General features: G+C 60.7%; 19 protein-coding genes and 1 tRNA gene. 13 read left to right on the top strand and 7 right to left on the bottom strand.

All coding sequences use genetic code 11. The annotated features are described in order from the left end of the window. Nucleotides 1–15 precede the first annotated feature (15 nt). The 3 genes from mglA to G4923_RS14705 are packed head-to-tail and all read left to right on the top strand — an operon-like array spanning nt 16 to nt 4,354. Complete coding sequence (mglA, locus tag G4923_RS14695) at nt 16–1,536, top strand: galactose/methyl galactoside ABC transporter ATP-binding protein MglA (RefSeq protein WP_041206573.1); 1,521 nt, start codon at nt 16–18, stop codon at nt 1,534–1,536. A 15-nt stretch (nt 1,537–1,551) separates the two neighbouring features. Continuing rightward, nucleotides 1,552–2,562 (top strand): galactose/methyl galactoside ABC transporter permease MglC, encoded by a 1,011-nt coding sequence (gene mglC / locus G4923_RS14700; RefSeq protein ID WP_106885521.1) that lies wholly within the window; start codon nt 1,552–1,554, stop codon nt 2,560–2,562. 58 nt (nt 2,563–2,620) lie between these two features. Beyond that, nucleotides 2,621–4,354 carry a methyl-accepting chemotaxis protein gene (locus G4923_RS14705; RefSeq protein ID WP_163137514.1) on the top strand — a complete coding sequence of 578 codons (1,734 nt, stop codon included), beginning with the start codon at nt 2,621–2,623 and terminating at the stop codon, nt 4,352–4,354. An 804-nt stretch (nt 4,355–5,158) separates the two neighbouring features. Here G4923_RS14705 and G4923_RS14710 read toward each other — a convergent pair. Beyond that, nucleotides 5,159–5,335, bottom strand: a complete 177-nt coding sequence (locus tag G4923_RS14710) for a hypothetical protein (RefSeq protein ID WP_163137515.1) — start codon at nt 5,333–5,335, stop codon at nt 5,159–5,161. 191 nt (nt 5,336–5,526) lie between these two features. On the opposite strand from G4923_RS14710, the gene G4923_RS14715 reads away from it, so the two are divergent. From G4923_RS14715 to G4923_RS14735, 5 genes are all read left to right on the top strand, one after another. Further along, complete coding sequence (locus G4923_RS14715) at nt 5,527–5,739, top strand: hypothetical protein (protein ID WP_139743815.1); 213 nt, start codon at nt 5,527–5,529, stop codon at nt 5,737–5,739. Between the two features lie 343 nt (nt 5,740–6,082). Then, complete coding sequence (gene arcA / locus G4923_RS14720) at nt 6,083–7,303, top strand: arginine deiminase (RefSeq protein ID WP_106885524.1); 1,221 nt, start codon at nt 6,083–6,085, stop codon at nt 7,301–7,303. A gap of 62 nt (nt 7,304–7,365) precedes the next feature. Then, entirely contained in the window at nt 7,366–8,292 is a 927-nt protein-coding gene (gene arcC / locus G4923_RS14725; protein ID WP_163137516.1) for a carbamate kinase, read from the top strand. Nucleotides 8,293–8,362: 70 nt separating this feature from the next. Beyond that, a complete protein-coding gene (gene argF, locus G4923_RS14730) occupies nt 8,363–9,367 on the top strand; it encodes an ornithine carbamoyltransferase (RefSeq protein WP_163137517.1) in 1,005 nt (334 codons plus the stop codon). A 121-nt stretch (nt 9,368–9,488) separates the two neighbouring features. Next, entirely contained in the window at nt 9,489–10,895 is a 1,407-nt protein-coding gene (locus G4923_RS14735) for a YfcC family protein (protein WP_025328664.1), read from the top strand. Nucleotides 10,896–11,019: 124 nt separating this feature from the next. On the opposite strand, the gene G4923_RS14740 is transcribed toward G4923_RS14735, so the two are convergent. The 4 genes from G4923_RS14740 to G4923_RS14755 all read right to left on the bottom strand — a co-directional run bounded on the left by G4923_RS14740 (nt 11,020) and on the right by G4923_RS14755 (nt 13,931). Beyond that, complete coding sequence (locus G4923_RS14740; RefSeq protein ID WP_005324454.1) at nt 11,020–11,511, bottom strand: arginine repressor; 492 nt, start codon at nt 11,509–11,511, stop codon at nt 11,020–11,022. Nucleotides 11,512–11,711: 200 nt separating this feature from the next. Further along, entirely contained in the window at nt 11,712–12,176 is a 465-nt protein-coding gene (gene pyrI, locus G4923_RS14745) for an aspartate carbamoyltransferase regulatory subunit (protein ID WP_005324452.1), read from the bottom strand. Nucleotides 12,177–12,193: 17 nt separating this feature from the next. After that, nucleotides 12,194–13,114 carry an aspartate carbamoyltransferase gene (gene pyrB, locus G4923_RS14750; RefSeq protein ID WP_163137518.1) on the bottom strand — a complete coding sequence of 307 codons (921 nt, stop codon included), beginning with the start codon at nt 13,112–13,114 and terminating at the stop codon, nt 12,194–12,196. A 232-nt stretch (nt 13,115–13,346) separates the two neighbouring features. Continuing rightward, nucleotides 13,347–13,931: a hypothetical protein gene (locus tag G4923_RS14755; protein ID WP_025328660.1), complete on the bottom strand. Its 585-nt coding sequence runs from the start codon at nt 13,929–13,931 to the stop codon at nt 13,347–13,349. Between the two features lie 202 nt (nt 13,932–14,133). On the opposite strand from G4923_RS14755, the gene G4923_RS14760 reads away from it, so the two are divergent. Together G4923_RS14760 and G4923_RS14765 are read left to right on the top strand one after the other, a co-directional pair. Then, a tRNA-Trp gene (locus G4923_RS14760) sits at nt 14,134–14,210 on the top strand. Between the two features lie 377 nt (nt 14,211–14,587). Then, the gene (locus tag G4923_RS14765) at nt 14,588–16,477 is read left to right on the top strand and encodes a methyl-accepting chemotaxis protein (protein WP_163137519.1); all 1,890 of its coding nucleotides are present in this window, start codon (nt 14,588–14,590) and stop codon (nt 16,475–16,477) included. Nucleotides 16,478–16,752: 275 nt separating this feature from the next. On the opposite strand, the gene G4923_RS14770 is transcribed toward G4923_RS14765, so the two are convergent. Beyond that, nucleotides 16,753–17,280 carry a lipocalin family protein gene (locus tag G4923_RS14770; protein WP_139743810.1) on the bottom strand — a complete coding sequence of 176 codons (528 nt, stop codon included), beginning with the start codon at nt 17,278–17,280 and terminating at the stop codon, nt 16,753–16,755. A 16-nt stretch (nt 17,281–17,296) separates the two neighbouring features. Beyond that, on the bottom strand, nt 17,297–18,199 hold the full coding sequence (locus G4923_RS14775) for an AraC family transcriptional regulator (protein WP_139743809.1): 903 nt from the start codon (nt 18,197–18,199) through the stop codon (nt 17,297–17,299). 144 nt (nt 18,200–18,343) lie between these two features. Here G4923_RS14775 and yqhD point away from each other — a divergent pair, with 144 nt between their 5' ends. From yqhD to pntB, 3 genes are all read left to right on the top strand, one after another. Beyond that, on the top strand, nt 18,344–19,507 hold the full coding sequence (yqhD, locus tag G4923_RS14780; protein ID WP_163137520.1) for an alcohol dehydrogenase: 1,164 nt from the start codon (nt 18,344–18,346) through the stop codon (nt 19,505–19,507). A gap of 506 nt (nt 19,508–20,013) precedes the next feature. Continuing rightward, a complete protein-coding gene (pntA, locus tag G4923_RS14785; protein WP_106885533.1) occupies nt 20,014–21,540 on the top strand; it encodes a Re/Si-specific NAD(P)(+) transhydrogenase subunit alpha in 1,527 nt (508 codons plus the stop codon). 11 nt (nt 21,541–21,551) lie between these two features. Next, nucleotides 21,552–23,036 carry a Re/Si-specific NAD(P)(+) transhydrogenase subunit beta gene (gene pntB, locus G4923_RS14790; protein WP_163137521.1) on the top strand — a complete coding sequence of 495 codons (1,485 nt, stop codon included), beginning with the start codon at nt 21,552–21,554 and terminating at the stop codon, nt 23,034–23,036. Nucleotides 23,037–23,105 lie beyond the last annotated feature (69 nt).

Here is a 23,105-nt window from a genome sequence, read left to right on the forward strand (position 1 = left end):
TTTCAACCAGATGTGATGGCTGATATGACAACACGGCAACAATCAGAATGGCTGTTGGAGATGATTGACGTCAGTAAGAGCTTTCCTGGCGTCAAGGCACTCGATAATGTCAATTTACGGGTCCGTCCTCATTCTGTGCATGCGTTGATGGGCGAGAATGGCGCAGGAAAGTCCACGCTGCTCAAGTGCCTGTTCGGCATCTACGAGAAGGATCAGGGCAAGATCTTCTTCAAGGGCGAGGAGGTCAACTTCACCTCTTCCAAAGAGGCGCTGGAAAATGGCGTATCCATGGTGCACCAGGAGCTGAACCTGGTATTGCAACGCACCGTGATGGACAACATGTGGCTAGGTCGCTATCCCACCAAGGGCTGGTTCATCGACCACGGCAAGATGTATGACGACACCAAGCGCATCTTCGACGAGCTGGACATCGACATAGACCCCCGGGTCAAGGTCGGCACCCTCTCCGTCTCCCAGATGCAGATGATCGAGATCGCCAAGGCATTCTCCTATGACGCCAAGATCGTCATCATGGACGAACCCACCTCCTCCCTGACCGAGAAAGAGGTCAACCACCTCTTCAAGATCATCAACAAGTTGAAGGACAAGGGGTGCGGCATCGTCTACATCTCCCACAAGATGGAAGAGATCTTCCAGCTCTGTGACGAGATCACCATATTGCGGGATGGCCAGTGGGTGGCGACCCAGCCGCTCGAGGGCATGACCATGGATCAGATCATCGGCATGATGGTCGGTCGTGAGTTGACCCAGCGCTTCCCGGAGAAAACCAACCAGCCGAAAGAGGTGATCCTCGAAGTCGAGCACCTGACGGCCAAGAACCAGCCTTCCATCAAGGACGTGAGCTTCAACCTGCACAAGGGGGAGATCCTCGGCATCGCCGGTCTGGTGGGGGCAAAGCGCACCGACATAGTCGAGACCCTGTTCGGCATCCGCGATCACAGCGACGGTGTCATCAAGTTGCACGGCAAGGAGGTCGCCAATCGCAACGCCCACGAGGCGATCCAGAACGGCTTCGCCCTGGTGACGGAGGAGCGCCGCTCCACCGGGATCTACTCCCGTCTCGATATCGCCTTCAACTCCCTGATCGCCAACATGGACAGCTACAAGGGATCCATGGGGCTGCTCAGCGACAACAAGATGAAGAGCGATACCCAGTGGGTCATCGACTCCATGCGGGTCAAGACACCGACCCAACAGACACAGATTGGCTCCCTCTCCGGGGGCAACCAGCAGAAGGTCATCATAGGCCGCTGGCTGCTGACCCAGCCGGAGATCCTGATGCTGGATGAACCGACCCGCGGCATAGACGTGGGCGCCAAGTTCGAGATCTATCAGCTCATCCTGGAGCTGGCGAAGAAGGACAAGGGCATCATCATCATCTCCTCCGAGATGCCTGAACTGCTGGGGATCACGGATCGCATCATGGTCATGAGCAATGGCCGGGTCGCGGGGATCGTCAACACCAAAGAAACTGACCAGAGCGAGATCCTGCGCCTGGCATCTCTGTACCTATAAAGACAGGAAGACATTATGGAGTCGGCTAAAAATTTCAATCTGATGCAGGCGCTCAAAGAGAACGCCATCTACTTGGTGCTGCTGGTGTTGCTCATGATCATAGTGATCCAGGAGCCCTCCTTCCTCAGCCTCACCAACCTCAGCAACATACTGACCCAGTCCTCGGTGCGGGTCATCATAGCCCTCGGGGTGGCGGGCATCATCATCACCCAGGGCACGGATCTCTCGGCCGGTCGTCAGGTCGGTCTGGCGGCGCTGATCGCGGCCACCATGCTGCAGGCGCTGACCAACGTCAACAAGGTGTTCCCCAGTCTGGGTGAAGTGCCCATTCCTGTGGTGATCCTGCTGGTGTGTGCTGTGGGTGCCCTGATCGGTCTGGTCAACGGCCTGATCGTTGCCTACCTGAACGTGACGCCCTTCATCACCACCCTGGGCACCATGATCATCGTCTACGGCATCAACTCCCTCTACTTTGACTCTGTAGGTGCCTCCCCGGTGGCTGGCTTCGACCCCCGCTTCTCCAGCTTCGCGCAGGGCTTTATCCGGATAGGGGGATTCAAGCTTTCGTATCTCACTTTCTATGCGGCCATCGCCAGCGTCTTCGTCTGGGTGCTGTGGAACAAGACCCGCTTCGGCAAGAACATCTTCGCCATCGGCGGCAACCCGGAAGCCGCCAAGGTCTCCGGCGTCAACGTCGCCGTCAACCTGGTGATGATCTACGCCCTGGCCGGCGTCTTCTACGCCTTCGGCGGCATGCTGGAAGCGGGCCGCATCGGCAGCGCCACCAACAACCTCGGCTTCATGTATGAACTCGATGCCATCGCGGCCTGCGTGGTGGGCGGTGTCTCCTTTGCCGGTGGTGTGGGGACTGTCGCCGGTGTCATCACAGGGGTGCTCATCTTCACCCTGATCAACTACGGCTTGACCTACATAGGGGTCAGCCCCTACTGGCAGTTCATCATCAAGGGCGGCATCATCATTCTTGCCGTGGCCCTGGACTCCATGAAGTACGCCAAGAAGAAGTAAGCATTGGCAGAGAGGGTCGGACATGTTCCGGCCCTTTCTACTTGGAGGGACCCACCCCATGCCATTCAAAGTCAAAATCAACGTCCTGCTGCTGCTCGCCATCCTGGTCACCATCGGCACCGCCTGGTTCAGCGTCAATCACTTCATCAGTGGCTATATCCGCACCCAGGCGACCCAGAACATCAACGAGCAGATCACCCTGGTCAAGGAGAAGCTGGCCGGTGACATCAACCAGAAGGTGCTGCTGGCGGCGAACCTCAACCTCGGGGTGACCAGCGTCAAGAAAGCGCTGCAGGAGACCGGCTTTCACAACATCGTCAAACTGATCGGCGACATGGCGTTCGACGTTAACGGAGTCATCGACGACAAGGCCAGGGTTGAAGCCCTGCGCAAGCTGATCCCCGCCGCCAACAACCAGATCACCGTCAGCTCGCTGGAGCAGCTGGACGGCAAGCCGGTCATCTCCATCCTGGTGCCCAGGGGTGCCGATTCCGCCTACCTCTACTACCTCGACATGAGCGAGTTCAAGGCGCTGCTGGCCAAGGTAAGCGGGGAGGGGCGCTACTTCTCCCTTGCGGACAGTCAGGGTCAGGTGCTCTACAGCAGCAAACCCCAGGGAGAGAGCGAGTCTCGCCCCAACCAGCTGGATATCCGTGGCAGCCAGTGGACCCTGACCGGTTACGTGGACCTCGATTACATCCGGTCCATGACCCAGGCGCTCAACGGCAAGATCACCCTGGCCCTGCTCGGGGTTGCGGCCCTGGTGCTGGTGATCTCCATGGTGGCCCTCAACCTGGCCTACCGCCCCATCCTCTCCCTGCGCGATCTGGTGCAGGAGCTGTCCCGGGGCAGCGGCGATCTGACCCGCCGCCTGACGGTGACCAGCAAGGATGATCTCGGCCAGATCTCGGCCGGCATCAACCGCTTCATCGAGCGGCTGCAGGAGATGATGGGAGAAGTGCGGGAAGCCAGCGGCCAGCTCAACGAAGGGATCTCGGGTCTGGCCAGGCAGACGGGCTCGGCCCAGGGGCTGCTGGCCGAGCATGTGCGAGAGACGGAGCAGGTGGTCACCGCCATCAACGAGATGAGCCGTACCGCCGTCTCGGTATCGGAGAGCGCCGCCAGCACGGCCCAGCTGACCGGCCAGAGCCAGCAGCTCGCGAGCCAGTCGCGCCGGGTGGTGGATCAGGCCATGGCCAGCGTGACCGCCCTGGTGACAGAGGTGGAGGCCACGGCCCACTCCATCGCCGCCATGCAGCAGGATGTGCAGCAGATTGGCTCCATCCTGGGGGTCATCGGCAGCATAGCCGAGCAGACCAACCTGCTGGCCCTCAACGCCGCCATAGAGGCCGCCCGGGCCGGTGAGCAGGGGCGCGGCTTTGCCGTGGTGGCCGACGAAGTGCGCTCCCTGGCGGGCCGTACCCAGCAGAGCACGGCCGAGATCCAGACCATGTTGACCCGGTTGCAGCGGGGGACCCAGACTGTGGTTGCGGCCATGGGTAACACCCGGCAGAGCTGTCAGGATGCGGCAGAGAACACCAGCAAGGTGAATGCGTCGCTGGATCTGATGGCGGGGGAAGTGGTGGAGATCAACGATCTCATCAGTCATATCGCGACAGCGGCGGAGCAGCAGAGTGCGGTCGCCGAAGAGATCAACCGCAACATGAGCGCCATCGCCGAGGTGATCACCCAGCTCAAGGGCAATGGCGAGCGGACGGTTGAGAGTTCGACCTCAATGCAGCACACCTATGACAGGCTGCGGGAGATAGTGGGACACTTCCGACTGGAGTAAGGTCGGTTGGACTGGTCGTGGGCACCCTGGCCGCTGGCGCCAGGGTGGCAGCTCACAGGGAAAGTGTGAAAAATTCCCAAAAAAAGATGGGGGCGACTTGCGTCGCCCCCGATAGTCTTATCGCTCATATCCTTGAACGAAGTTGCTCCCTGCAATCCCTGACTATACCTCTTCCTTTAGGTTTCCCCTTCCCAATCCTTTGGGGTGTCCTTTAGCCATCATGGCCTGACGAGTCATCCGTTCCCGTCGCACTTTCTCCGTCCTGGGAGGTGTCCTTTACCACATCCTGTGGTGAGTCCATTTGCCCAACCCTGGCAGCCAGTCTTCCTGACCGACTTCATTGCGTCCGTGCAGGAGTAACTATAAGGATTTCCCGGGGGACGACAACGGCATGTTGAAAAACGTTTTTTCGAAACTCGTTTCTCGAGAAATGATAATGATGTTATTTCGTTGTAAATCATTTAGTTGTGATTTTTAAGTGCGGTTTTTTTGCTCCTATCTTCCGACTATGGCGAGAATTTTTGAGGCGCTTCGCTTACGTCCTCCATGGCGAATGTCTCACAGCTCGTTTAACTGAGGTTCAGAAAAGTCACCAGGGTCAGAGTCGATCGCAGATAGGTGAGCCGGGGCCGTCAGCATCCAGGGTCAGAGGCACCTGTGCCAGGACGGGTTGAGGGGGGAACACAGAGGGTTGCATGGGGTTGCTGGCCGGAAGTGGCTAAAAGGAGCGGGCTTCGGGGGAGGGGTATGCCGGTGTGGGGAACTGACAACCCAGGAGGAGGCGTCCTCCCCCTGGGGGCAGTATCAATGGTGCTGCTGGCCGCCATGCTGTTGGCACAGATAGGCGGGGAGCAGCTTCTGGGGGGACTGGTCAACATGGCACACCACCAGCGGTATGGCGGGAGCACCTTGGGCCTGAACCAGGGTCGGGGCCATGGGCAGAACCAGGGCGACCAGTAGAAACAGCGATTTGATCTTCATGGTTATCTCCTTGGTGATAGAAAATAGCGTGATCCTGATCACTTTCTGAGTTAAGGCGAACCCGGGAGTGGCGCAAGGTGGCGCAATAAATTCAACTAATGAAAAAACTTTAAAACCGGGATGCAATGGCGCTGGTGAGAAAAGCATCGCCAGGATGCGCTCAGAATGCATATCCATATAAAGGAGATGCGATGAGCACCCTGATACGGAGGGCTGCCCGTGCGGGTTGGCGCCGATGCCATGATCTGGGACAAGAGATGGATTATTCAGGCGAAGGGATGAAGATGACTATTTATGTGGTGAGTGGCGGGAGTATTTATGAGGATAAATGCATGGATGAGCGTATAAAATTCAAACAAAAAATAAAATCCATCCATGCCAATGATTTTATTGATTATTTTTAATTGTTCATATCCATTTGTAGATATCTGGCATGAATGAAAACGGTATCTTGGTGAAATAAAACCTGCCCTTATTGCGTCGTTATGCGGCAGGCGTTAATGAGTAAATGTCATTTATGTAAACTCCATCATAAATTAACTCCTGATTTTATTCAGTCTCGAGTGAATGTGATCAATGTCTAAGTTTGTGGTGATTGCTAGTCCTAACCTCTGTCACGAAAGGCAAGGGCAGGATAGAACACAAGCCGAGTACCCTACATAAAGAATATCCCGCCTTAGCCACGAGCCAGAATAGAAGGAATCTATTCAATCACTCGCAGGGACCACTGCTAGACGGAATATAATCATGAGCAAATTTTATGTAGGTTCTGAAGTTGGCCAATTGCGCCGCGTCATGCTGCACCGCCCCAACCTCAGTCTGAAGCGCCTGACCCCTTCCAACTGCCAGGATCTGCTGTTCGACGATGTCCTGTCCGTTGAACGTGCCGGTCAGGAGCACGACAAATTCGCTCAGGTACTGCGCGATCAGAATGTCGAAGTCTTCCTGCTGACCAACCTGCTGGCCGAAACCCTGGATGTGCCGGAAGCCAAAGCCTGGCTGCTGCAACACCAGGTCTCCGATTATCGCCTCGGCACCGCACTGGCCAATGACGTGCGCTGCTTCCTGGCTGACATGCCGCACCGCGAGCTGGCCCGCATCCTCTCCGGTGGCCTGACCTACTCAGAGATGCCCTTCAGCGGCGTCAACATGGTAGTGGGCATGCACGCTCCGACCGACTTCATCATAGAGCCGCTGCCCAACCACCTCTTTACCCGTGATACCTCCTGCTGGGTTTACGGTGGCGTCTCCATCAACCCCATGGCCAAGGCCGCCCGTCGCCGCGAAACCAACCATGTGAAGGCCATCTACCGCTGGCACCCGCAGTTCGCCGGTCAGGACTTCATCAAGTACTTCGGTGACGAGGATCGTGACTACGACAACTCCACCATCGAAGGGGGGGATGTCCTGGTCATCGGCCGTGGCGCCGTGCTCATCGGCATGTCCGAGCGCACCACGCCGCAAGGGGTGGAACACCTGGCCCGCGGCCTGTTCAAGCACGGTCAGGCCAAACAGGTCATCGCCATGCAACTGCCGAAACACCGCAGCTGCATGCACCTGGATACCGTCATGACCCACATGGACATAGACACCTTCTCCGTCTATCCGGAGGTCATCCGCAAGGATGTGAATTGCTGGAGCCTGACTCCGGGCGGCGCCACCGGCATGAACATCAAGGAAGAGGGCTACTTCGTCACCGCCATCGAGAAGGCGCTGGGTGTGGATCAGCTCAAGCTCATCACCACAGGTGGTGACAGCTTCGAGGCCGAGCGCGAGCAGTGGAACGATGCCAACAACGTGCTGACAGTGCGTCCCGGCGTGGTGGTGGGTTACGAGCGCAACACCTACACCAACGAGAAGTACGACAAGGCCGGCATCACAGTGCTGCCCATCCCGGGTGAAGAGCTGGGACGTGGTCGCGGCGGCGCCCGCTGCATGAGCTGCCCGATGGAACGTGACGGCATCTGACAAGACGGCGTGGCGCCGGCAGAGGCTGGCGCCACACACACCAAGACTCGAGAGTAACACTCATGAAAAAACCAACTGTCGTCGTCGCCCTGGGTGGCAATGCCCTGCTCCGTCGTGGCGAGCCCCTTGAAGCTGACATTCAGCGCAAGAACATAGCGACCGCCGCCAAGACCATCGCCCTGATAGCTCAGGAGTACAACGTGGTGCTGGTGCACGGCAACGGCCCGCAAGTCGGCCTGCTGGCCCTGCAGAACAGCGCCTATACCAAGGTCTCCCCCTATCCCCTGGATGTGCTGGGCGCCGAGTCCCAGGGCATGATCGGCTACATGCTGATCCAGGAGCTGAAAAACCTGATGCCGAGCCGCAACGTCACCGCGCTGCTGACCCAGGTGCAGGTCGACCCCAAGGATCCGGCCTTCGCCAATCCGACCAAGTTTATCGGCCCCGTCTATGAGGAAGCCGAAGCCCGCGCCCTGGCGGCCGAGAAGCAGTGGAGCGTCAAGGCCGACGGCAAGTTCTTCCGCCGCGTGGTGCCGTCCCCGCTGCCCCAGCGCATCGTCGAAGGCGACGCCATCGAAACCCTGATCGCCCAGGGCCACCTCATCATCTGTACCGGTGGTGGCGGCATTCCGGTGACCTGGGATGGCCAGTGCCTGACCGGCATCGAAGCGGTGATCGACAAAGACATGTCCGCCGCCTACCTGGCCAGACAGATCAAGGCCGATGCCCTGCTGATCCTGACCGATGCCGATGCCGTCTACCTGGATTGGGGCAAGCCGACCCAGCACCCGCTGCGGGTCACCAGCCCGGATGAACTGGCTGGCGTCAAGTTCGATGCCGGCTCCATGGGGCCCAAGGTCGAAGCCTCCTGCGAATTCGTCAAGGCAACCGGCGGCATGGTCGGGATCGGTTCCCTGGAAGATGGCCTCGCCATCCTCAAGGGGGAAGCCGGCACCAATATAGTCGCCACCCATACCGTGAATGCTTGAGTCGTTGAATCACTGCGTAGTTAACAACACTGCCCGAATTGGTCTGACACAAATATAGAGAGAACTCATCATGGCTTTTAATCTGCGTAACCGTAACTTCCTGAAACTGCTGGACTTCACCCCGCGCGAAATCCAATACATGATCGATCTGGCCATCGACCTGAAAAAAGCCAAATACGGTGGCTATGAGCGCAAGCATCTGACCGGCAAGAATATCGCCCTCATCTTCGAGAAGACCTCCACCCGCACCCGCTGCGCCTTTGAAGTGGCGGCTTTCGACCAGGGCGCCCAGGTCTCCTACCTTGGCCCAAGCGGTTCCCAGATTGGTCACAAGGAGTCTATGAAGGACACCGCTCGTGTGCTGGGCCGCATGTATGACGGCATCGAATACCGTGGCTATGGCCAGGAAATCGTGGAAGAGCTGGGCGCCCATGCCGGCGTCCCGGTCTGGAACGGCCTGACCAACGAATTCCACCCGACCCAGATCCTGGCCGACTTCATGACCATGCTGGAGCACGGCAAGGGCAAGCGTCTGGATCAGATCAAGTTCGCCTACCTGGGTGATGCCCGCAACAACATGGGCAACTCCCTGATGGTCGGCGCCGCCAAGATGGGCATGGACATCCGTCTGGTTGCGCCGAAAGCCTTCTGGCCGGAAGAGGAGCTGGTTGCCAAGTGCCGCCAGATCGCCGAAGAGACAGGTGCGCGCATTCACCTGACCGAAGATGTGAAAGAGGGCGTGCTGGGTACCGACTTCCTCTACACCGACGTCTGGGTTTCCATGGGTGAAGCGAAGGAAGCCTGGGATCAACGGGTGAAACTGATGACCCCCTATCAGATCAACATGGACGTCATCAACGCCACCAAGAACCCGGATGTGAAGTTCATGCACTGCCTGCCGGCGTTCCACAACGATGAGACCACCATGGGCAAGGAAGTGGCTGACAAATATGGCATGAAGGGTCTGGAAGTGACCGAGGACGTGTTCGAATCCGAGCACAGCATAGTCTTCGACGAGGCCGAAAACCGGATGCACACCATCAAGGCAGTGATGGTGGCTACGCTGGGCGACTAAGGTCGCAGTAGTGGTGCCGGGGGGTGACCCCCGGCTTTTCGACCATGTGACGGCGGCATAACACCTCTAACCCTACGACCCGCAGATACATGGATACCGCACCACAGAAGGAAGCTGGACCATGACCAAATTCAAGTTCCCGTCAGCCTACACCATATTGTTTGTGCTGATCGCCCTGGTGGCCGCCCTGAGCTGGATAGTGCCGGCCGGCAAATACGACATGGTAATGAATGAAGCCCTCGGCAAGGAAGTGCCGGTGGCTGGCACCTACAAGCTGGTAGAGGCCAATCCCCAGGGGATAGTCGACGTGTTGCTGGCACCCATCGACGGCCTCTACAACCACGACACCTATGAGGCAGGCGCCATCGACGTCTCCCTCTTCATCCTGATCATCGGCGGCTTCCTTGGCATAGTGACCAAGACCGGGGCCATCGATGCCGGTATCGAGCGCGTCACCGATCGTCTGCGTGGCCGCGAGGAGTGGATGATCCCTATCCTGATGGCGCTGTTCGCCGCAGGGGGCACCATCTACGGCATGGCGGAAGAGTCGCTGCCCTTCTACACCCTGCTGGTGCCCGTGATGATGGCCGCCCGCTTCGACCCCGTGGTCGCCGCCGCGACAGTGTTGCTCGGCGCCGGTATCGGTACCCTGGGCTCCACCATCAACCCGTTCGCCACCGTGATTGCCGCCAACGCGGCCGGCATCTCCTTCACCGACGGCATCTGGCTGCGGGTCGCCATGCTGGTGGCCGGCTGGCTGCTGTGCGTCGCCTACGTGATGCGTTACGCCAAGATGGTGCGCAACGACCCCAGCAAGTCCCTGGTGGCCGACAAGTGGGATGAGAACCGTGCCCACTTCCTCGGCAACAAGAGCGATCAGATGCTGGAGTTCACTCTGACTCGCAAGATAGTGCTGGGGATCTTCGTCGCCGCCTTCGCCGTGATGATCTACGGGGTGGCCGTGCTCGGTTGGTGGATGGCGCAGATCTCCGGTGTCTTCCTGGCCGCCGCCATCATAGTCGGTCTCATCTCCCGCATGAGCGAGGAGGAGCTGACCTCCAACTTCATCGACGGTGCCCGTGACCTGCTCGGCGTGGCCCTCATCATAGGTATCGCCCGCGGTATAGTGGTGGTGATGGACAACGGCATGATCACCCACACCATCTTGAACAGCGCGGAAGGCATAGTGACCGGCCTCTCCACTGTGGTGTTCATCAACGTGATGTTCGTGCTGGAAGTGGTGCTCTCCTTCCTGGTGCCGTCCTCCTCCGGTCTGGCGGTGCTGACCATGCCGATCATGGCGCCCCTTGCCGACTTCGCCAACGTGGGCCGCGAGCTGGTGGTCACCGCCTACCAGTCTGCCTCCGGTCTGGTGAACCTGGTGACCCCGACCTCAGCCGTGGTCATGGGTGGCCTGGCCATCGCCAAGGTGCCCTATGTGCGCTGGCTGAAGTGGGTGGCACCGCTGCTTGGCATACTGACTGTGCTGATTGTGGTCTGCCTGAGCCTGGGGGCCCTGCTCTCCTGAGTGAAGTAGCACGAGAAGACGAGTCGAATGAAACGGGAGCCTGCGGGCTCCCGTTTTTTTATGGCCTAGATGACAGGCAATAAAAAGGCGACCCAGGGGTCGCCTTGCTGCATTCGGGGCTGGCTTAGCGCGCCTGCTCCAGGGTGCGCACCACGGCGGCATGGGCCTGGCGAGTGCGACTGATGTGGCGCGGGGCTATCAGCACCACATCGTTGCCGGCGACGGCCCCCAGGATCTCGGGATCGGCGTGGCGATCCAGCAGACGGGCCACCACGGTCGCGGCGCCCGGGGTGGTGTGCACCAGCACCATCTGCTGGTTGTGCACCACGGCGCGCACCATGTCGTGTACGGAGCGGGTGCTGCCGGCGGGTTCCAGCTGATCGTCCACTAGCGTGTAGACCTTCTTGCCATTGGCATTCTGGGCCTTGGCGACGCCGAGGCGGCGCAGCAGACGGGAGATGGTGGACTGGCTGATGTCGGCGAAGCCGCGCTCCGCCAGCTCGCGGCGGATCTCTTCCTGGGTGCTGTAGCAGTGCTGGCCGATGATCTGGCGGCAGGCATCGAGCTGGGCCAGGTCGGACTCCTGTTCCGGGGGGCGACTGAGGGTCTTGACCATGGCGACTTCCTTTGACGATGACAGATGGCTATGGCGCTCAGTCTGTCATGCCTGTTTTTCATAGCGAAAAACACTGATGACGGGCATTTCGGTAGGTGATGAGCGATGTCTAGCCGTTGCGAGATGGCAAATTATAACCAAAGGGGGAATAAGTGATGTGACAGGGGTCAAAAATGGGCCCCACAGGGCCCGACAGAGTATCAATAGCGTTCGCTGACGATGTCCTGGGTGAAGGATTTCTCGCAGTATTTGCACTTCATGCGCACAGCGCCCTTCACTTCGCGCACCCGGAAGTAGCTGTCCACCGGCTCGTTGTGGGAGATGCAGTTGGAGTTGGGGCAGTGGAACACCCCGGCGATGAACTCCGGCAGCTTCAGCTGGTGCTTCTTCACCACGGCGAAGTCTTCGATGATGTTGACGGTCGCGGTCGGGGCAAACAGCGCCAGCTGGTTGGCCTGCTGTTCGGTCAGGCGGGTGTTCTCGATCTTGATGAGATCCTTCTTGCCCAGGGCGCCGGATTTGAGGTTGAAGCCGACGGTGATCCGCTCCTGGGTCTCGATCAGCTGGAACAGCTTGAGGATCTTGATGCCCTGGCCGGCGGGGACGTGGTCGATGACGGAGCCGTGACGGATGGCTTCGACTTGCAGTTGGTTCTTCTCGGACATGATGTTCCCCTTTTCCCTTAGACGGTTTCGTTCAGTACCAGTGCCAGCAGCGCCTGGCGTGCATAGACCCCGTTTTCCGCCTGCTGGAAGTAGTAGGCGTGGGGGGTCTTGTCGACGGCGACCTCGATCTCGTCGACCCGGGGCAGGGGATGCAGGATCTTCATGGTGGGTTTGGCCCCTTCCAGGGTCACCAGCTCCAGCACGAACTTGGCGGCCATGTGCTTGTACTCTGTCTCGTCGAAGCGCTCTTTCTGGACCCGGGTCATGTAGAGAATGTCGAGCTCCGGCATCACCTCTTCCATGGTCTCGTGGACGCTGAACTGAATGCCCTTCTCCTCCAGCTCTTCGCAGAGGTAGTCCGGCATCGCCAGGGCTTCCGGGGAGATGAAGAAGAAGCGGCAGTTGAACAGGCTCAGGGCCTGGGCCAGGGAGTGGACGGTGCGGCCGTACTTGAGGTCACCGACGAAGGCCACGTTGAGGCCGTCCAGCTTGCCTTGGGTCTCGTGGATGGAGAAGAGGTCGAGCAGGGTCTGGGTCGGATGCTGGTTGGAGCCGTCACCGCCGTTGATGACAGGCACCCGGGAGAACTCGGAGGCCAGACGGGCGGCGCCCTCTTTCGGGTGGCGCATCACCACCGCATCGGCATAGGAGCCGATGATCTTGATGGAGTCGGCCAGGGTCTCGCCCTTCTTGGCGCTGGTGTTGCCGCCGTCGGCGAAGCCGATGATGTTGCCGCCGAGGCGCTGTACCGCGGTCTCGAAGGAGAGACGGGTGCGGGTGGAGGCCTCGAAGAAGCAGCTGGCGACCAGCTTGTCTTTCAGCAGGCGGGTGTCGGGTTCGGCCTTCAACCGCTGAGCGGTGGCGACCACCAGTTCCATGTCGGACCGGGTCAGGTCCGAGATGGAGATGACGTGTTTGTTATAGAGTGGATTGGTCATCGTCTGCATTCCCTTTGACATCAATGAAGGTTTTTCTGGCACAAAAAAAAGCCCCTGAAACAGGGGCTCTTTTTAAAAATAACTGGGGATCTGTGGGTCGGAAACCGGAAACAACGGGGCCGCTCTGGTGCGCTCCACCCGTCTGCAAGGCTGCTTTTTTCATCAAAAACGGCATCGTCCTGTCCCGACCTTTTTCAAAACCGGACAGATTATAGGGCTGGTTTTTGAATTGTCAAAAATTTATTTCAGAGGCAGGATTTGCTGGTAAAAACGTTTGAGTGTCGCGAACGGGTCGACAAATCCAGACCTGGTGCTCACTCTGCAACGGCAGACCATCTTCGGCCATGCTGCGCAGATAGCCGAGCCTGTGGTGCCCCTCCAGCAGACAATATGGCTGCGGCAGGGGTTGGCCGTCCGGATAATGGCCGCCGGGCTCGGGGGCGAGCACTATGATGGGCTCTGACCAGGTGCCCCGGCTCAGCATGTCCTCGCCGAGCCAGGAGCGGCGCACATAGCGGTTGCTGCGCAGCATCTCGCCCCAGCGTTCGATCACCTCCATATGGCGGGAGCCTATCTGGCTCACGACCTGGGCCGTGTCCCAGGCCTCGCACTCGAATTGGTGGCGGGCGAGGTCGATAAAGCTCCAGTTGGACTCAAAACCGCGCCAATGGCGGTAAATCCATTGCGTCAGCACATTTTGGGGAATGAAGGGCACTAGGGGAGAGACCCGCTCGAGATAGTCTGGCAGGGACTCGGTTTTGCGCTCATCCCGGAAGTTGAGGGGCGCAAGTTGTTGAAGCAGGCGGTAATTGAGCATGAACGACCTCCCTGTGGCTGGTTTCACCCTACCCCCATTTATGCCCCATTCCTACCCCGGCGGGACTGCAAATACAGCAAGTTACCCCGGCTGGTTGCGGGAATTGCCGCGATTTGCTCGTGAATTGTTCGATCGCATCGAAAGTGAGAAAAAAAGCCTTTACCTTTGATCCCGGCTTTGTATAATTCGCCTCGTTTGTTGCAGGGGCGTAGTTCCAATTGGTAGAACAGCGGTCTCCAAAACCGATGGTTGCGGGTTCGAGTCCTGCCGCCCCTGCCATTTTCAGAAAGGCCAGCTCATTGAGCTGGCCTTTCGCATTTCTGCGATCCCTGAACCTTTCTGCTGCGCCGCTCGCCGGCGACCCCTGACGCGCTCCGCGCGACTCACTTCTCTTGTCCTTGCCTATCCGCCCCTTGGGTTCGCTCACCCTCGCTGGTCGCCCTGGCGCCATGTCGTTGCTGGCAATGGTGCCGCCTGCGGGCGGCCTCTGGATCTTGGTGCCCGGCGGCTGAGGTCGCGGCGACATGCACAGCATCTTCAGCTGTTGATAAAGAAGAAATTAAAAGGATTCACTAAAGTCCAGTGGGGCTGCCGCCGATATCACCTACCAATATGGGGGTATTCCTGGCCTCCTGTCACCACAAGGATTTGTAGTCATGACACTCTCGTTGCGCGGCAAGCTGCTCGCGACCAGCCTGGGGGTAGTGCTGCTGATGGCTGCCCTACTCGGCATAGTCGCCTTCCACACCCTCAAATCACGGACCCTGAGCGCCATCCAGAGCGAGGCGGTCAACTATGGTCACGCCCACTCGGTGGCCATCGGCAACTGGATGGCGGATCGCAAGCACGCGGTCGATGCCCTGGCCGCCGTCATTGCCGACAATCCCGAGGCGGCTCTGGTGCCGCACCTGCTGCAGACCCGCACCTCCGGCGGCTTCGGCCTCACCTATTTCGGCTCGGCGCAAGGGGCCATGACCCGCCACGATCCCTCCCTCAACACCGCCAACTACGATCCCCGGGTGCGCCCCTGGTATCAGAGCGCCAGCAAGGCGGGCAAGCTGATCGTCACCCCGCCCTACGTCAGCGTGACCATGCAGCAGATGGTGGTGACCCTGGCGGAGCCGGTGAGTCATCAGGGTCAGGTGATCGGGGTGGCGGGGGCTGATCTCTCCCTGGATGCCCTGATCGACGAGGTGCTGGCCATGAAGGTGCAGGGAGAGGGCTACGCCATGCTGCTTGACAGCTCCGGCCTCATCGTCGGCCACCCGCAGAAGGAGCTGGCCCTCAAGCAGGTAGCCGAGCTGGCCCCCGGCCTCACGGGGACGACCCTGGAGGGCTGGAGCCGGGACGGCGAGCTGCACGTCGCCACCATAGCGGGGCGTGAGGTGCTGCTGTCGGTGCAGGGGGTGCCAGGCACCGACTGGCTGCTCGCCATGGTGATGTACAAGGATGTGCTGGAGGCGCCCTTCGCCAGCCTGCTGTGGCAGCTGGTGGGGCTGACCCTGGTGCTGCTGCTGGTGTTCAGCGCCCTGCTCATCGCCATGTTCAACTACCTCTTTGCCGATCTCGGCCGGGTCTCCAAGGCGCTGGCCGACATAGCCCACGGCGAGGGGGATCTCACGGTGCAGATCGCGGCCCACAGCAAGGACGAGGTGGGGCTGCTGGCCCAGAACTTCAACCTGTTCGTGGCCCGGCTGCACGGCATCGTCAGCCGGTTGCGGGACGTCACCGTCGAACTGGCGGCCCAGTCGCGGACCCAGGCGGCGGGGGCAGAGGCTCGCAGTCAGCGGGTGCGCGAGCAGCAGGACGAGATCGTCATGGTGGCGACCGCGGTGACCGAGATGGCGTCCGCCACCCAGGAGATCGCCGGCAACGCCGAGTTTGCCGCCACCACCTCCGGCGATGCGGTCAGGCTGGCCGTGGCCGGTCAGTCCCAGGTCGGCCAGAGCCAGCGCAGCATCAGCGGCCTGGCAGGGGAGGTGGCCGACGCCAGCCAGACCATTCATGAGCTGGATGGTCATGCCCAGAAGATCAGCGGCATCCTGGCCACCATCAGCGGCATCGCCGAGCAGACCAACCTGCTGGCACTGAACGCCGCCATCGAGGCGGCCCGGGCCGGGGAGCAGGGACGCGGCTTCGCCGTGGTGGCGGACGAGGTGCGGGTGCTGTCGCGCCGCACCCACGACTCCACCGCCGAGATCCAGCAGATGATAGAGGCGCTGCAGCAGACCACGCGCCGCGCCGTGGGGGGCATGGAGACCAGCCGTCAGCTGGCGGGCACCAGCGTGGAGGATGCGGAGGCCGCCAACCAGAGCCTGGCGCGGATCAACGAGGCCATAGGCGCCATCAGCGACATGGCGACCCAGATAGCGGCGGCGGCGGAGGAGCAGACCTCGGTCACCGGCGAGATCAGCCGCAACACCGAGAATATCCGCCATGTCTCCCAGACGCTGGCGGCGCAGGCGAAGGAGGAGGCCGCCCAGGCCGCCGAGCTCAAGTCCCTGACCGAGCGGCTGGAGCAGGAGATAGGCCGCTTCCGGCTCTAGGGGCAGACCCTGATGTGACAAAGGCGACCCAGGGTCGCCTTTATTCATGCGGTATATGGATATTTTGTCACCATGCACCCGCTGAATAATGCCGGACTCTGGACTCGAAACCTGACCGGTCAGGGGCTCAGAGCGGCTTGATCTAGCCGTAGAACTCGATGTCCCGCTGGTCGCAGTGCCCCTCGTAGAGGGCCTGGGCCTGCCGATTGTCGGTGGCAGTGCTCAGCATCAGGGGGCGACCCGGGGAATGTCCGGCGGGGTGGCCTGGAAGATCTTCAAGGTGTGTTCCCGGCCGGCTCCTGGCTGACCCAGATAAGCTGGTCGGTGGCAAAGCCCAGCCCCCTGGCCTTGGCGATCAGCGCATCCACCTTGGCCTTGGGCGGCTGGGGGGAGCGGGAGAGGATCCACAGATAGTCGTGGTTGTAGCTGGTCACCAGGGAGAGCTGGTAGTCGGGGTCCAGATCGATGACGTTGTAGCCGCCGTAGAAGGGGCCGAAGAAGCTCACCTTGAGCCGCGCCTCGGTAGGCTTGTCCACGAAGTAGGCCTTGCCTTCGGCCTCGCGCCAGCTGCCATCGCTCTGCAGGCCGCGGTTGAGCACCTTGACGCCGCCGTCGTCACGCAGGCTGTAGGTGGCGCTCACCCGCTCCAGCCCCCGCTCGAAGCTGTGGTCGAGACGGGCGATTTCGTACCAGGTGCCGAGGTAGCGATCGAGCTGGAAGCCGGTGACGGGGCGGATGCCGTCGGCGAGGCCGGTGCAGGCCGTCAGTAGCCAGGCGGTGAGCAGACAAAGCAGTGAACGCATGGGGGATCCCTCTCTTTTAGCCTTCGATGATGTGCAACTGGCCTTCCCGGAAGCGGGAGGCCTGATCCGTCGGCGTGCTGCCGAAGAAGCGCTTGTACTCCCGGCTGAACTGGGAGTTGCTCTCGTAGCCGACTCTGGCCGCCGCCGCCCCCGCCTTGATGCCGTCGTGCAGCATCATCATGCGCGCCTTGTGCAGGCGAAACGACTTGATGTACTGCAGGGGCGAGGTGGCGGTGACCGCCTTGAAGTGGTGGTGGAAGGCGGAGACGCTCATGTTCACCTCCCGGGCCAGCTCCTCCATGGTCAGGGTGTCGGCGTAGCGCGCCTCTATCATACGCAGCACCCGGGCTATCTGGCCCACATGGTTGTGACGATTGGCCAGCGCCTGCAGCGCCGGGCCGCCCCCTTCGTGCAGGGCGTAGAACAGCATCTCCCGCACCGTCTGCGGCCCCAGCACCCGGGCGTGGTGGGGCTTGTCCATCAGATCGATCAATCGCTCGGCGGCACAGAACATTTCTTCGGACAGGGGGACAGAGTGCACACCGCTCTTTTGCACAGCCGGGGCGGGCAGGGCATCCCCCAGTTCCAGCAGCAGTTCCTGCAGGGTGGCGACGTTGATCTCCAGGGAGAAGCCGATGAGGGGCTGCTCGGGGGAGGCGAAGCACTCGCACTCGCAGGGCAGCGGCAGTGTCATCAGCAGGTAGTGGCTGGGGTCGTAGCGAAACACCTGATCCGCCAGATAGCCCACCTTGTGTCCCTGCAGTATGACGATCATCCGGGGCTGGTAGAGCACGGGCGTGCGGCCGTGATACTCGGTGGTGTAGATGAGGTTCACCTGATCCACCGGGGAGGGGGTGATGCCCGGGGTGGTGACGTGGCGGGCCAGCCTGGCGGCGAGATCGGCGTAACGGTTGGACATGGTCGCTCCGGGTGGATTCTGATGATTTGTAGAAATAGGCAAGCAATGTGCAGAATGTTGCCTTGATGGTAGAGGTTGCCTGTAGAAAAATGCAATCAACATTTTGCGGCCAGGCCGCCGGACTATCAGAAGAAGGCAATGTCGATGAACAATTTTACTCTCCATACCCCGACCAAGGTGCTGTTCGGCAAGGGCCAGGTGGCCCAGCTGCGCGGCCAGATCCCGGCCGACGCCCGTGTCCTCATCACCTACGGTGGCGGCAGCGTGGTGCGTAGCGGCCTGCTGGCGCAGATCCGCAGCGAGCTGGCGGGCCTGACCCTGTTCGAGTTCGGCGGCATAGAGCCCAACCCGGCTTACGAGACCCTGATGGGGGCGGTCGAGCTGGCCCGTGCCGAGCAGATCGACTTCCTGCTCGCCGTCGGCGGCGGCTCGGTGCTCGATGGCACCAAGTTTATCGCCGCTGCCGCTCACTACGATCTGGCCAAAGAGCCCTGGCACATCCTCGAGACGGTCGGTGGCGAGGTGGCTTCCGCCATTCCCCTGGGCGCCGTGCTGACCCTGCCGGCCACCGGCTCCGAGATGAACATGGGGGCCGTCATCACCCGCAGGAGCAGCGGCGACAAGCAGCACTTCTTCTCCCCCTTCGTGATGCCGCGCTTCGCCGTGCTGGATCCCGTGCTCACCTATACACTGCCGGCCCGCCAGGTGGCGAACGGCGTGGTGGATGCCTTCATCCACACCCTGGAGCAGTACCTCACCTACCCGGTCAACGCCAAGGTGCAGGATCGCTTCGCCGAAGGCCTGCTGCTGACCCTGGCTGAGGAGGGCCCCAAGGCGCTGGTTGAGCCGGAAAATTACGACGTGCGCGCCAACATCATGTGGAGCGCCACCCTGGCGCTCAACGGCCTGATCGGAGCCGGTGTGCCCCAGGACTGGGCCACCCACATGCTGGGCCACGAGCTGACCGCCCTGCACGGCCTCGACCACGCCCAGACCCTGGCGGTGGTGCTGCCCGCCCTGCTCGCTGCCAAGCGTGAACAGAAGCGCGCCAAACTGCTGCAATACGCCGAGCGGGTCTGGGATCTGCGCAGTGGCAGCGAAGAAGAGCGCATCGACGGCGCCATCAAAGCCACCCGCGACTTCTTCGAGCGGATGGGGGTCAAGACCCGGCTGCGGGACTACGGCCTGGCCGACGCCAATATCGACACCCTGCTGGCCAAGCTCGAAGAGCACGGCATGACGGCGCTCGGGGAACACAGCGACATCGACCTGGTGCAGAGCCGGCATATTTATGAAGCCGCCTGGTAAGAGGCGAGAGACCAGCTCCGGCCTTGTCCGGGGTTGAATCAGGGGGCCCGCTCCCGCCTTATGGCGGCGGCGCGGCCCCCGAGTCGTTACAAAACGGTTACTTTTTCCCCTTTCATCTCATCAGATGAGCCAACGGCAGATTTCATAAGAACAAAAAACGCTAAGGTAGAGGCTCGGCAAAACATTTTTTTTGACTGGTTGGATCACTTTTTTCAGCGCATTTTGCTGGTATAAGCCCCTAATTTGGTTTGTTTTTTTTAATCATGGTCCGGGATGGGCTGAATTCTGTACCCGCCCGCTCGGGGTCGTGGTTGTAATAAAACTCCAAAATTTGATACTAATCACCTTCGCGCCTGAAAAGCGGGGGCCTGACCATGACAGGAGGTTGAGGTAAAGCCTGCTGATTTTCATAACAAAGGGCCCGTGACCTGCACTTTGATCATGCCTTGTCCCCTCAGACATGAGAGACTGGGCAATGATTGTTTATTAACCATCAGGGAATAGTCATGCAGATTGGAATACCGAGAGAGAGTCTCGCCGGTGAGACCCGGGTCGCAGCGACCCCGGCCACCGTCGAGCAGCTGAAAAAGCTCGGCTTCGAGGTCGCCATCGAGGCCGGTGCCGGCCAGCTGGCCAGCTTCGATGATGCCGCCTTCGAGGCTGCCGGTGCCAGCGTGGTGCCGAGCGTCTGGCAAGCCGACCTTATCTTCAAGGTCAACGCGCCGACCGATGCCGAGATCGCACAAATTAAGGATGGTGCCACCCTGGTGAGCTTCATCTGGCCTGCCCAGAACCCCGAGCTGGTCAAGAAGCTGTCCGAGCGCAACATCAATGTGATGGCGATGGACATGGTGCCGCGGATCTCCCGTGCCCAGTCCCTCGATGCCCTCTCCTCCATGGCCAACATCGGCGGCTATCGCGCCGTGGTCGAAGCCGCCCATCAGTTCGGTCGCTTCTTCACCGGTCAGATCACCGCCGCCGGCAAGGTACCGCCCGCCAAGGTATTGGTGATCGGTGCCGGTGTGGCCGGTCTGGCCGCCATCGGGACCGCCGGTTCCCTCGGCGCCATAGTGCGTGCCTTCGATACCCGTCTGGAAGTCGCCGAGCAGATCGAATCCATGGGTGGGGAATTCCTCAAGCTGGACTTCGGTAGCGAGGACGGTGCCTCCAGCGACGGTTATGCCAAGGTCATGTCCGATGAGTTCATCAAGGCCGAGATGGAGCTGTTTGCCCAGCAGGCCAAGGAAGTGGACATCATCATCACCACGGCCCTGATCCCCGGTCGTCCGGCGCCCAAGCTGATCACCAAGGAGATGGTCGACAGCATGAAGCCGGGTTCCGTCATCGTGGATCTGGCTGCCGCCACCGGTGGCAACTGTGAGTACACCAAGCCGACCGAGCTGTTCGTCACCCCGAACGGCGTCAAGGTGATAGGTTACACCGATCTGCCGGGTCGTCTGCCCGCCCAATCCTCCCAGCTCTACGGTACCAACCTGGTCAACCTGATGAAGCTGATGTGCAAGGAGAAGGACGGCAACGTCGCCATCGACTTCGAGGACGTGGTTCAGCGCAACATGACGGTGATCCAGGCCGGTGAAGTGACCTTCCCGCCCCCCGCCATCTCAGTCTCTGCCGCGCCGCAAAAGCCGGCCGCCAAGGTTGCGCCGAAGAAGGCCGAAGAGAAGAAACCGTCCAACAAGAAGTTCGTGTTCGGTGCCCTCGGCATCGCCGCCTTCGGTTGGGTAGCTGCGGTGGCACCTGCCGCCTTCCTCTCCCACTTCACCGTCTTCATCCTGGCCTGTGTGGTCGGTTACTACGTGGTGTGGAACGTCTCTCACGCCCTGCACACGCCGCTGATGTCGGTCACCAATGCCATCTCCGGCATTATCGTGGTCGGTGCCCTGCTGCAGATTGGGCAAGGGTCGACCCTGGTCACCGTATTGGCCTTTATCGCCGTGCTGATTGCCAGTATCAACATCTTCGGTGGCTTCACCGTCACTCAGCGCATGCTGAAGATGTTCCGTAAGGATTAAGGGGGTTTAACGTGTCTCAAGGACTGGTAACAGCATCCTATATCGTTGCCGCCGTGCTCTTCATCCTCAGTCTCGCGGGACTGTCGAAGCAAGAAACGGCCAAGCATGGCAACCTGTTCGGTATCGCGGGGATGGCCATCGCCCTGCTCGCCACCGTCTTCAACCCGGAAACCAGTGGCGTGCACTGGATCATCCTGGCCATGGTCATCGGTGGCGCCATCGGCGTGCGTCTGGCGCTCAAGGTCGAGATGACCGAGATGCCCGAGCTGGTGGCCGTGCTGCACAGCTTCGTGGGCATGGCGGCGGTGCTGGTGGGCTTCAACAGCTTCATCGACTTGCACCCCTCCGCACCCGCTGAGGTAGTCGTCTCCGTCGGCTCCAACCTGGATGCGACCCTGGCTGCTGCCCGGGCGGCGTTCGAGCAGGCGGCCAGCGTCGCCCAGGTCGAGCACCTCTCCGGCGCCATGCTGAACATCCACCTGGTGGAAGTCTTCCTGGGCGTCTTCATCGGTGCCGTGACCTTCACCGGTTCAGTGGTGGCGTTCGGCAAGCTGCGTGGCCTGATCTCTTCCAAGCCGCTGCAACTGCCCCATCGCCACAAGCTGAACCTGCTGGCCGTGGTGGTTTCGCTGGCGCTGATGATCCACTTCGTCAACGCCGGTGGCTCCACCTTCGCACTGCTGGTGATGACCCTGATCGCCTTCGCCTTCGGCTGGCACCTGGTGGCCTCCATCGGCGGCGCCGACATGCCGGTGGTGGTCTCCATGCTGAACTCCTACTCCGGTTGGGCGGCGGCGGCGGCGGGCTTCATGCTCTCCAACGACCTGCTGATCGTGGTGGGTGCCCTGGTGGGTTCCTCCGGTGCCATCCTGTCTTACATCATGTGTAAAGCGATGAACCGCTCCTTCATCTCCGTCATCGCCGGTGGCTTCGGCTCCGACGGTGTGGCCTCCACGGCCGATCAGGAGATGGGCGAATACCGCGAGACCAACGCCGAAGACGTGGCCGACATGCTGAAGAATGCCAGCTCCGTCATCATCACCCCGGGCTACGGCATGGCGGTGGCGCAGGCCCAGTACCCGGTTGCCGAGATCACCCACAAGCTGCGCGAGCGCGGCGTCAAGGTGCGCTTCGGTATCCACCCGGTTGCCGGTCGTCTGCCTGGTCACATGAACGTGCTGCTGGCGGAAGCCAAGGTCCCGTATGACATAGTTCTGGAAATGGACGAGATCAACGAGGACTTCAGCGATACCGATGTGGTGCTGGTGATAGGTGCGAACGACACCGTCAACCCGGCCGCCATGGAAGATCCGGGCAGCCCCATCGCCGGCATGCCGGTGCTGGAAGTGTGGAAGGCGCAGAACGTCATCGGCTTCAAGCGCTCCATGAACACTGGCTACGCCGGTGTCCAGAATCCGCTGTTCTTCAAGGAGAACACCCAGATGCTGTTTGGCGATGCCAAGGCCAGCGTCGAGGCCATCCTGAAGGCGCTCTAAGCGTCGATGGGATGAGACAAGAGGAGGCTTCGGCCTCCTTTTTTATTGCCCGTTTTTCAGGGGGCGCGG

It is taken from the genome of Aeromonas rivipollensis, assembly GCF_010974825.1.
In the GTDB taxonomy this organism is placed as follows: Bacteria; Pseudomonadota; Gammaproteobacteria; order Enterobacterales; family Aeromonadaceae; genus Aeromonas; species Aeromonas rivipollensis.

Bases quoted from the DNA above. Each gene is read 5' to 3' on its own strand.
- G4923_RS14765 (WP_163137519.1), top strand. From the start codon at position 14,588: ATGACACTCTCGTTGCGCGGCAAGCTGCTCGCGACCAGCCTGGGGGTA.
- arcA (WP_106885524.1), top strand. From the start codon at position 6,083: ATGAGCAAATTTTATGTAGGTTCTGAAGTTGGCCAATTGCGCCGCGTC.
- G4923_RS14770 (WP_139743810.1), bottom strand. From the start codon at position 17,280: ATGCGTTCACTGCTTTGTCTGCTCACCGCCTGGCTACTGACGGCCTGC.
- G4923_RS14755 (WP_025328660.1), bottom strand. From the start codon at position 13,931: ATGCTCAATTACCGCCTGCTTCAACAACTTGCGCCCCTCAACTTCCGG.
- yqhD (WP_163137520.1), top strand. From the start codon at position 18,344: ATGAACAATTTTACTCTCCATACCCCGACCAAGGTGCTGTTCGGCAAG.
- G4923_RS14740 (WP_005324454.1), bottom strand. From the start codon at position 11,511: ATGGTCAAGACCCTCAGTCGCCCCCCGGAACAGGAGTCCGACCTGGCC.
- G4923_RS14705 (WP_163137514.1), top strand. From the start codon at position 2,621: ATGCCATTCAAAGTCAAAATCAACGTCCTGCTGCTGCTCGCCATCCTG.
- mglA (WP_041206573.1), top strand. From the start codon at position 16: ATGGCTGATATGACAACACGGCAACAATCAGAATGGCTGTTGGAGATG.
- G4923_RS14735 (WP_025328664.1), top strand. From the start codon at position 9,489: ATGACCAAATTCAAGTTCCCGTCAGCCTACACCATATTGTTTGTGCTG.
- G4923_RS14710 (WP_163137515.1), bottom strand. From the start codon at position 5,335: ATGAAGATCAAATCGCTGTTTCTACTGGTCGCCCTGGTTCTGCCCATG.
- pntA (WP_106885533.1), top strand. From the start codon at position 20,014: ATGCAGATTGGAATACCGAGAGAGAGTCTCGCCGGTGAGACCCGGGTC.
- G4923_RS14715 (WP_139743815.1), top strand. From the start codon at position 5,527: ATGAGCACCCTGATACGGAGGGCTGCCCGTGCGGGTTGGCGCCGATGC.
- argF (WP_163137517.1), top strand. From the start codon at position 8,363: ATGGCTTTTAATCTGCGTAACCGTAACTTCCTGAAACTGCTGGACTTC.
- pyrI (WP_005324452.1), bottom strand. From the start codon at position 12,176: ATGTCCGAGAAGAACCAACTGCAAGTCGAAGCCATCCGTCACGGCTCC.
- G4923_RS14775 (WP_139743809.1), bottom strand. From the start codon at position 18,199: ATGTCCAACCGTTACGCCGATCTCGCCGCCAGGCTGGCCCGCCACGTC.
- pyrB (WP_163137518.1), bottom strand. From the start codon at position 13,114: ATGACCAATCCACTCTATAACAAACACGTCATCTCCATCTCGGACCTG.
- mglC (WP_106885521.1), top strand. From the start codon at position 1,552: ATGGAGTCGGCTAAAAATTTCAATCTGATGCAGGCGCTCAAAGAGAAC.
- arcC (WP_163137516.1), top strand. From the start codon at position 7,366: ATGAAAAAACCAACTGTCGTCGTCGCCCTGGGTGGCAATGCCCTGCTC.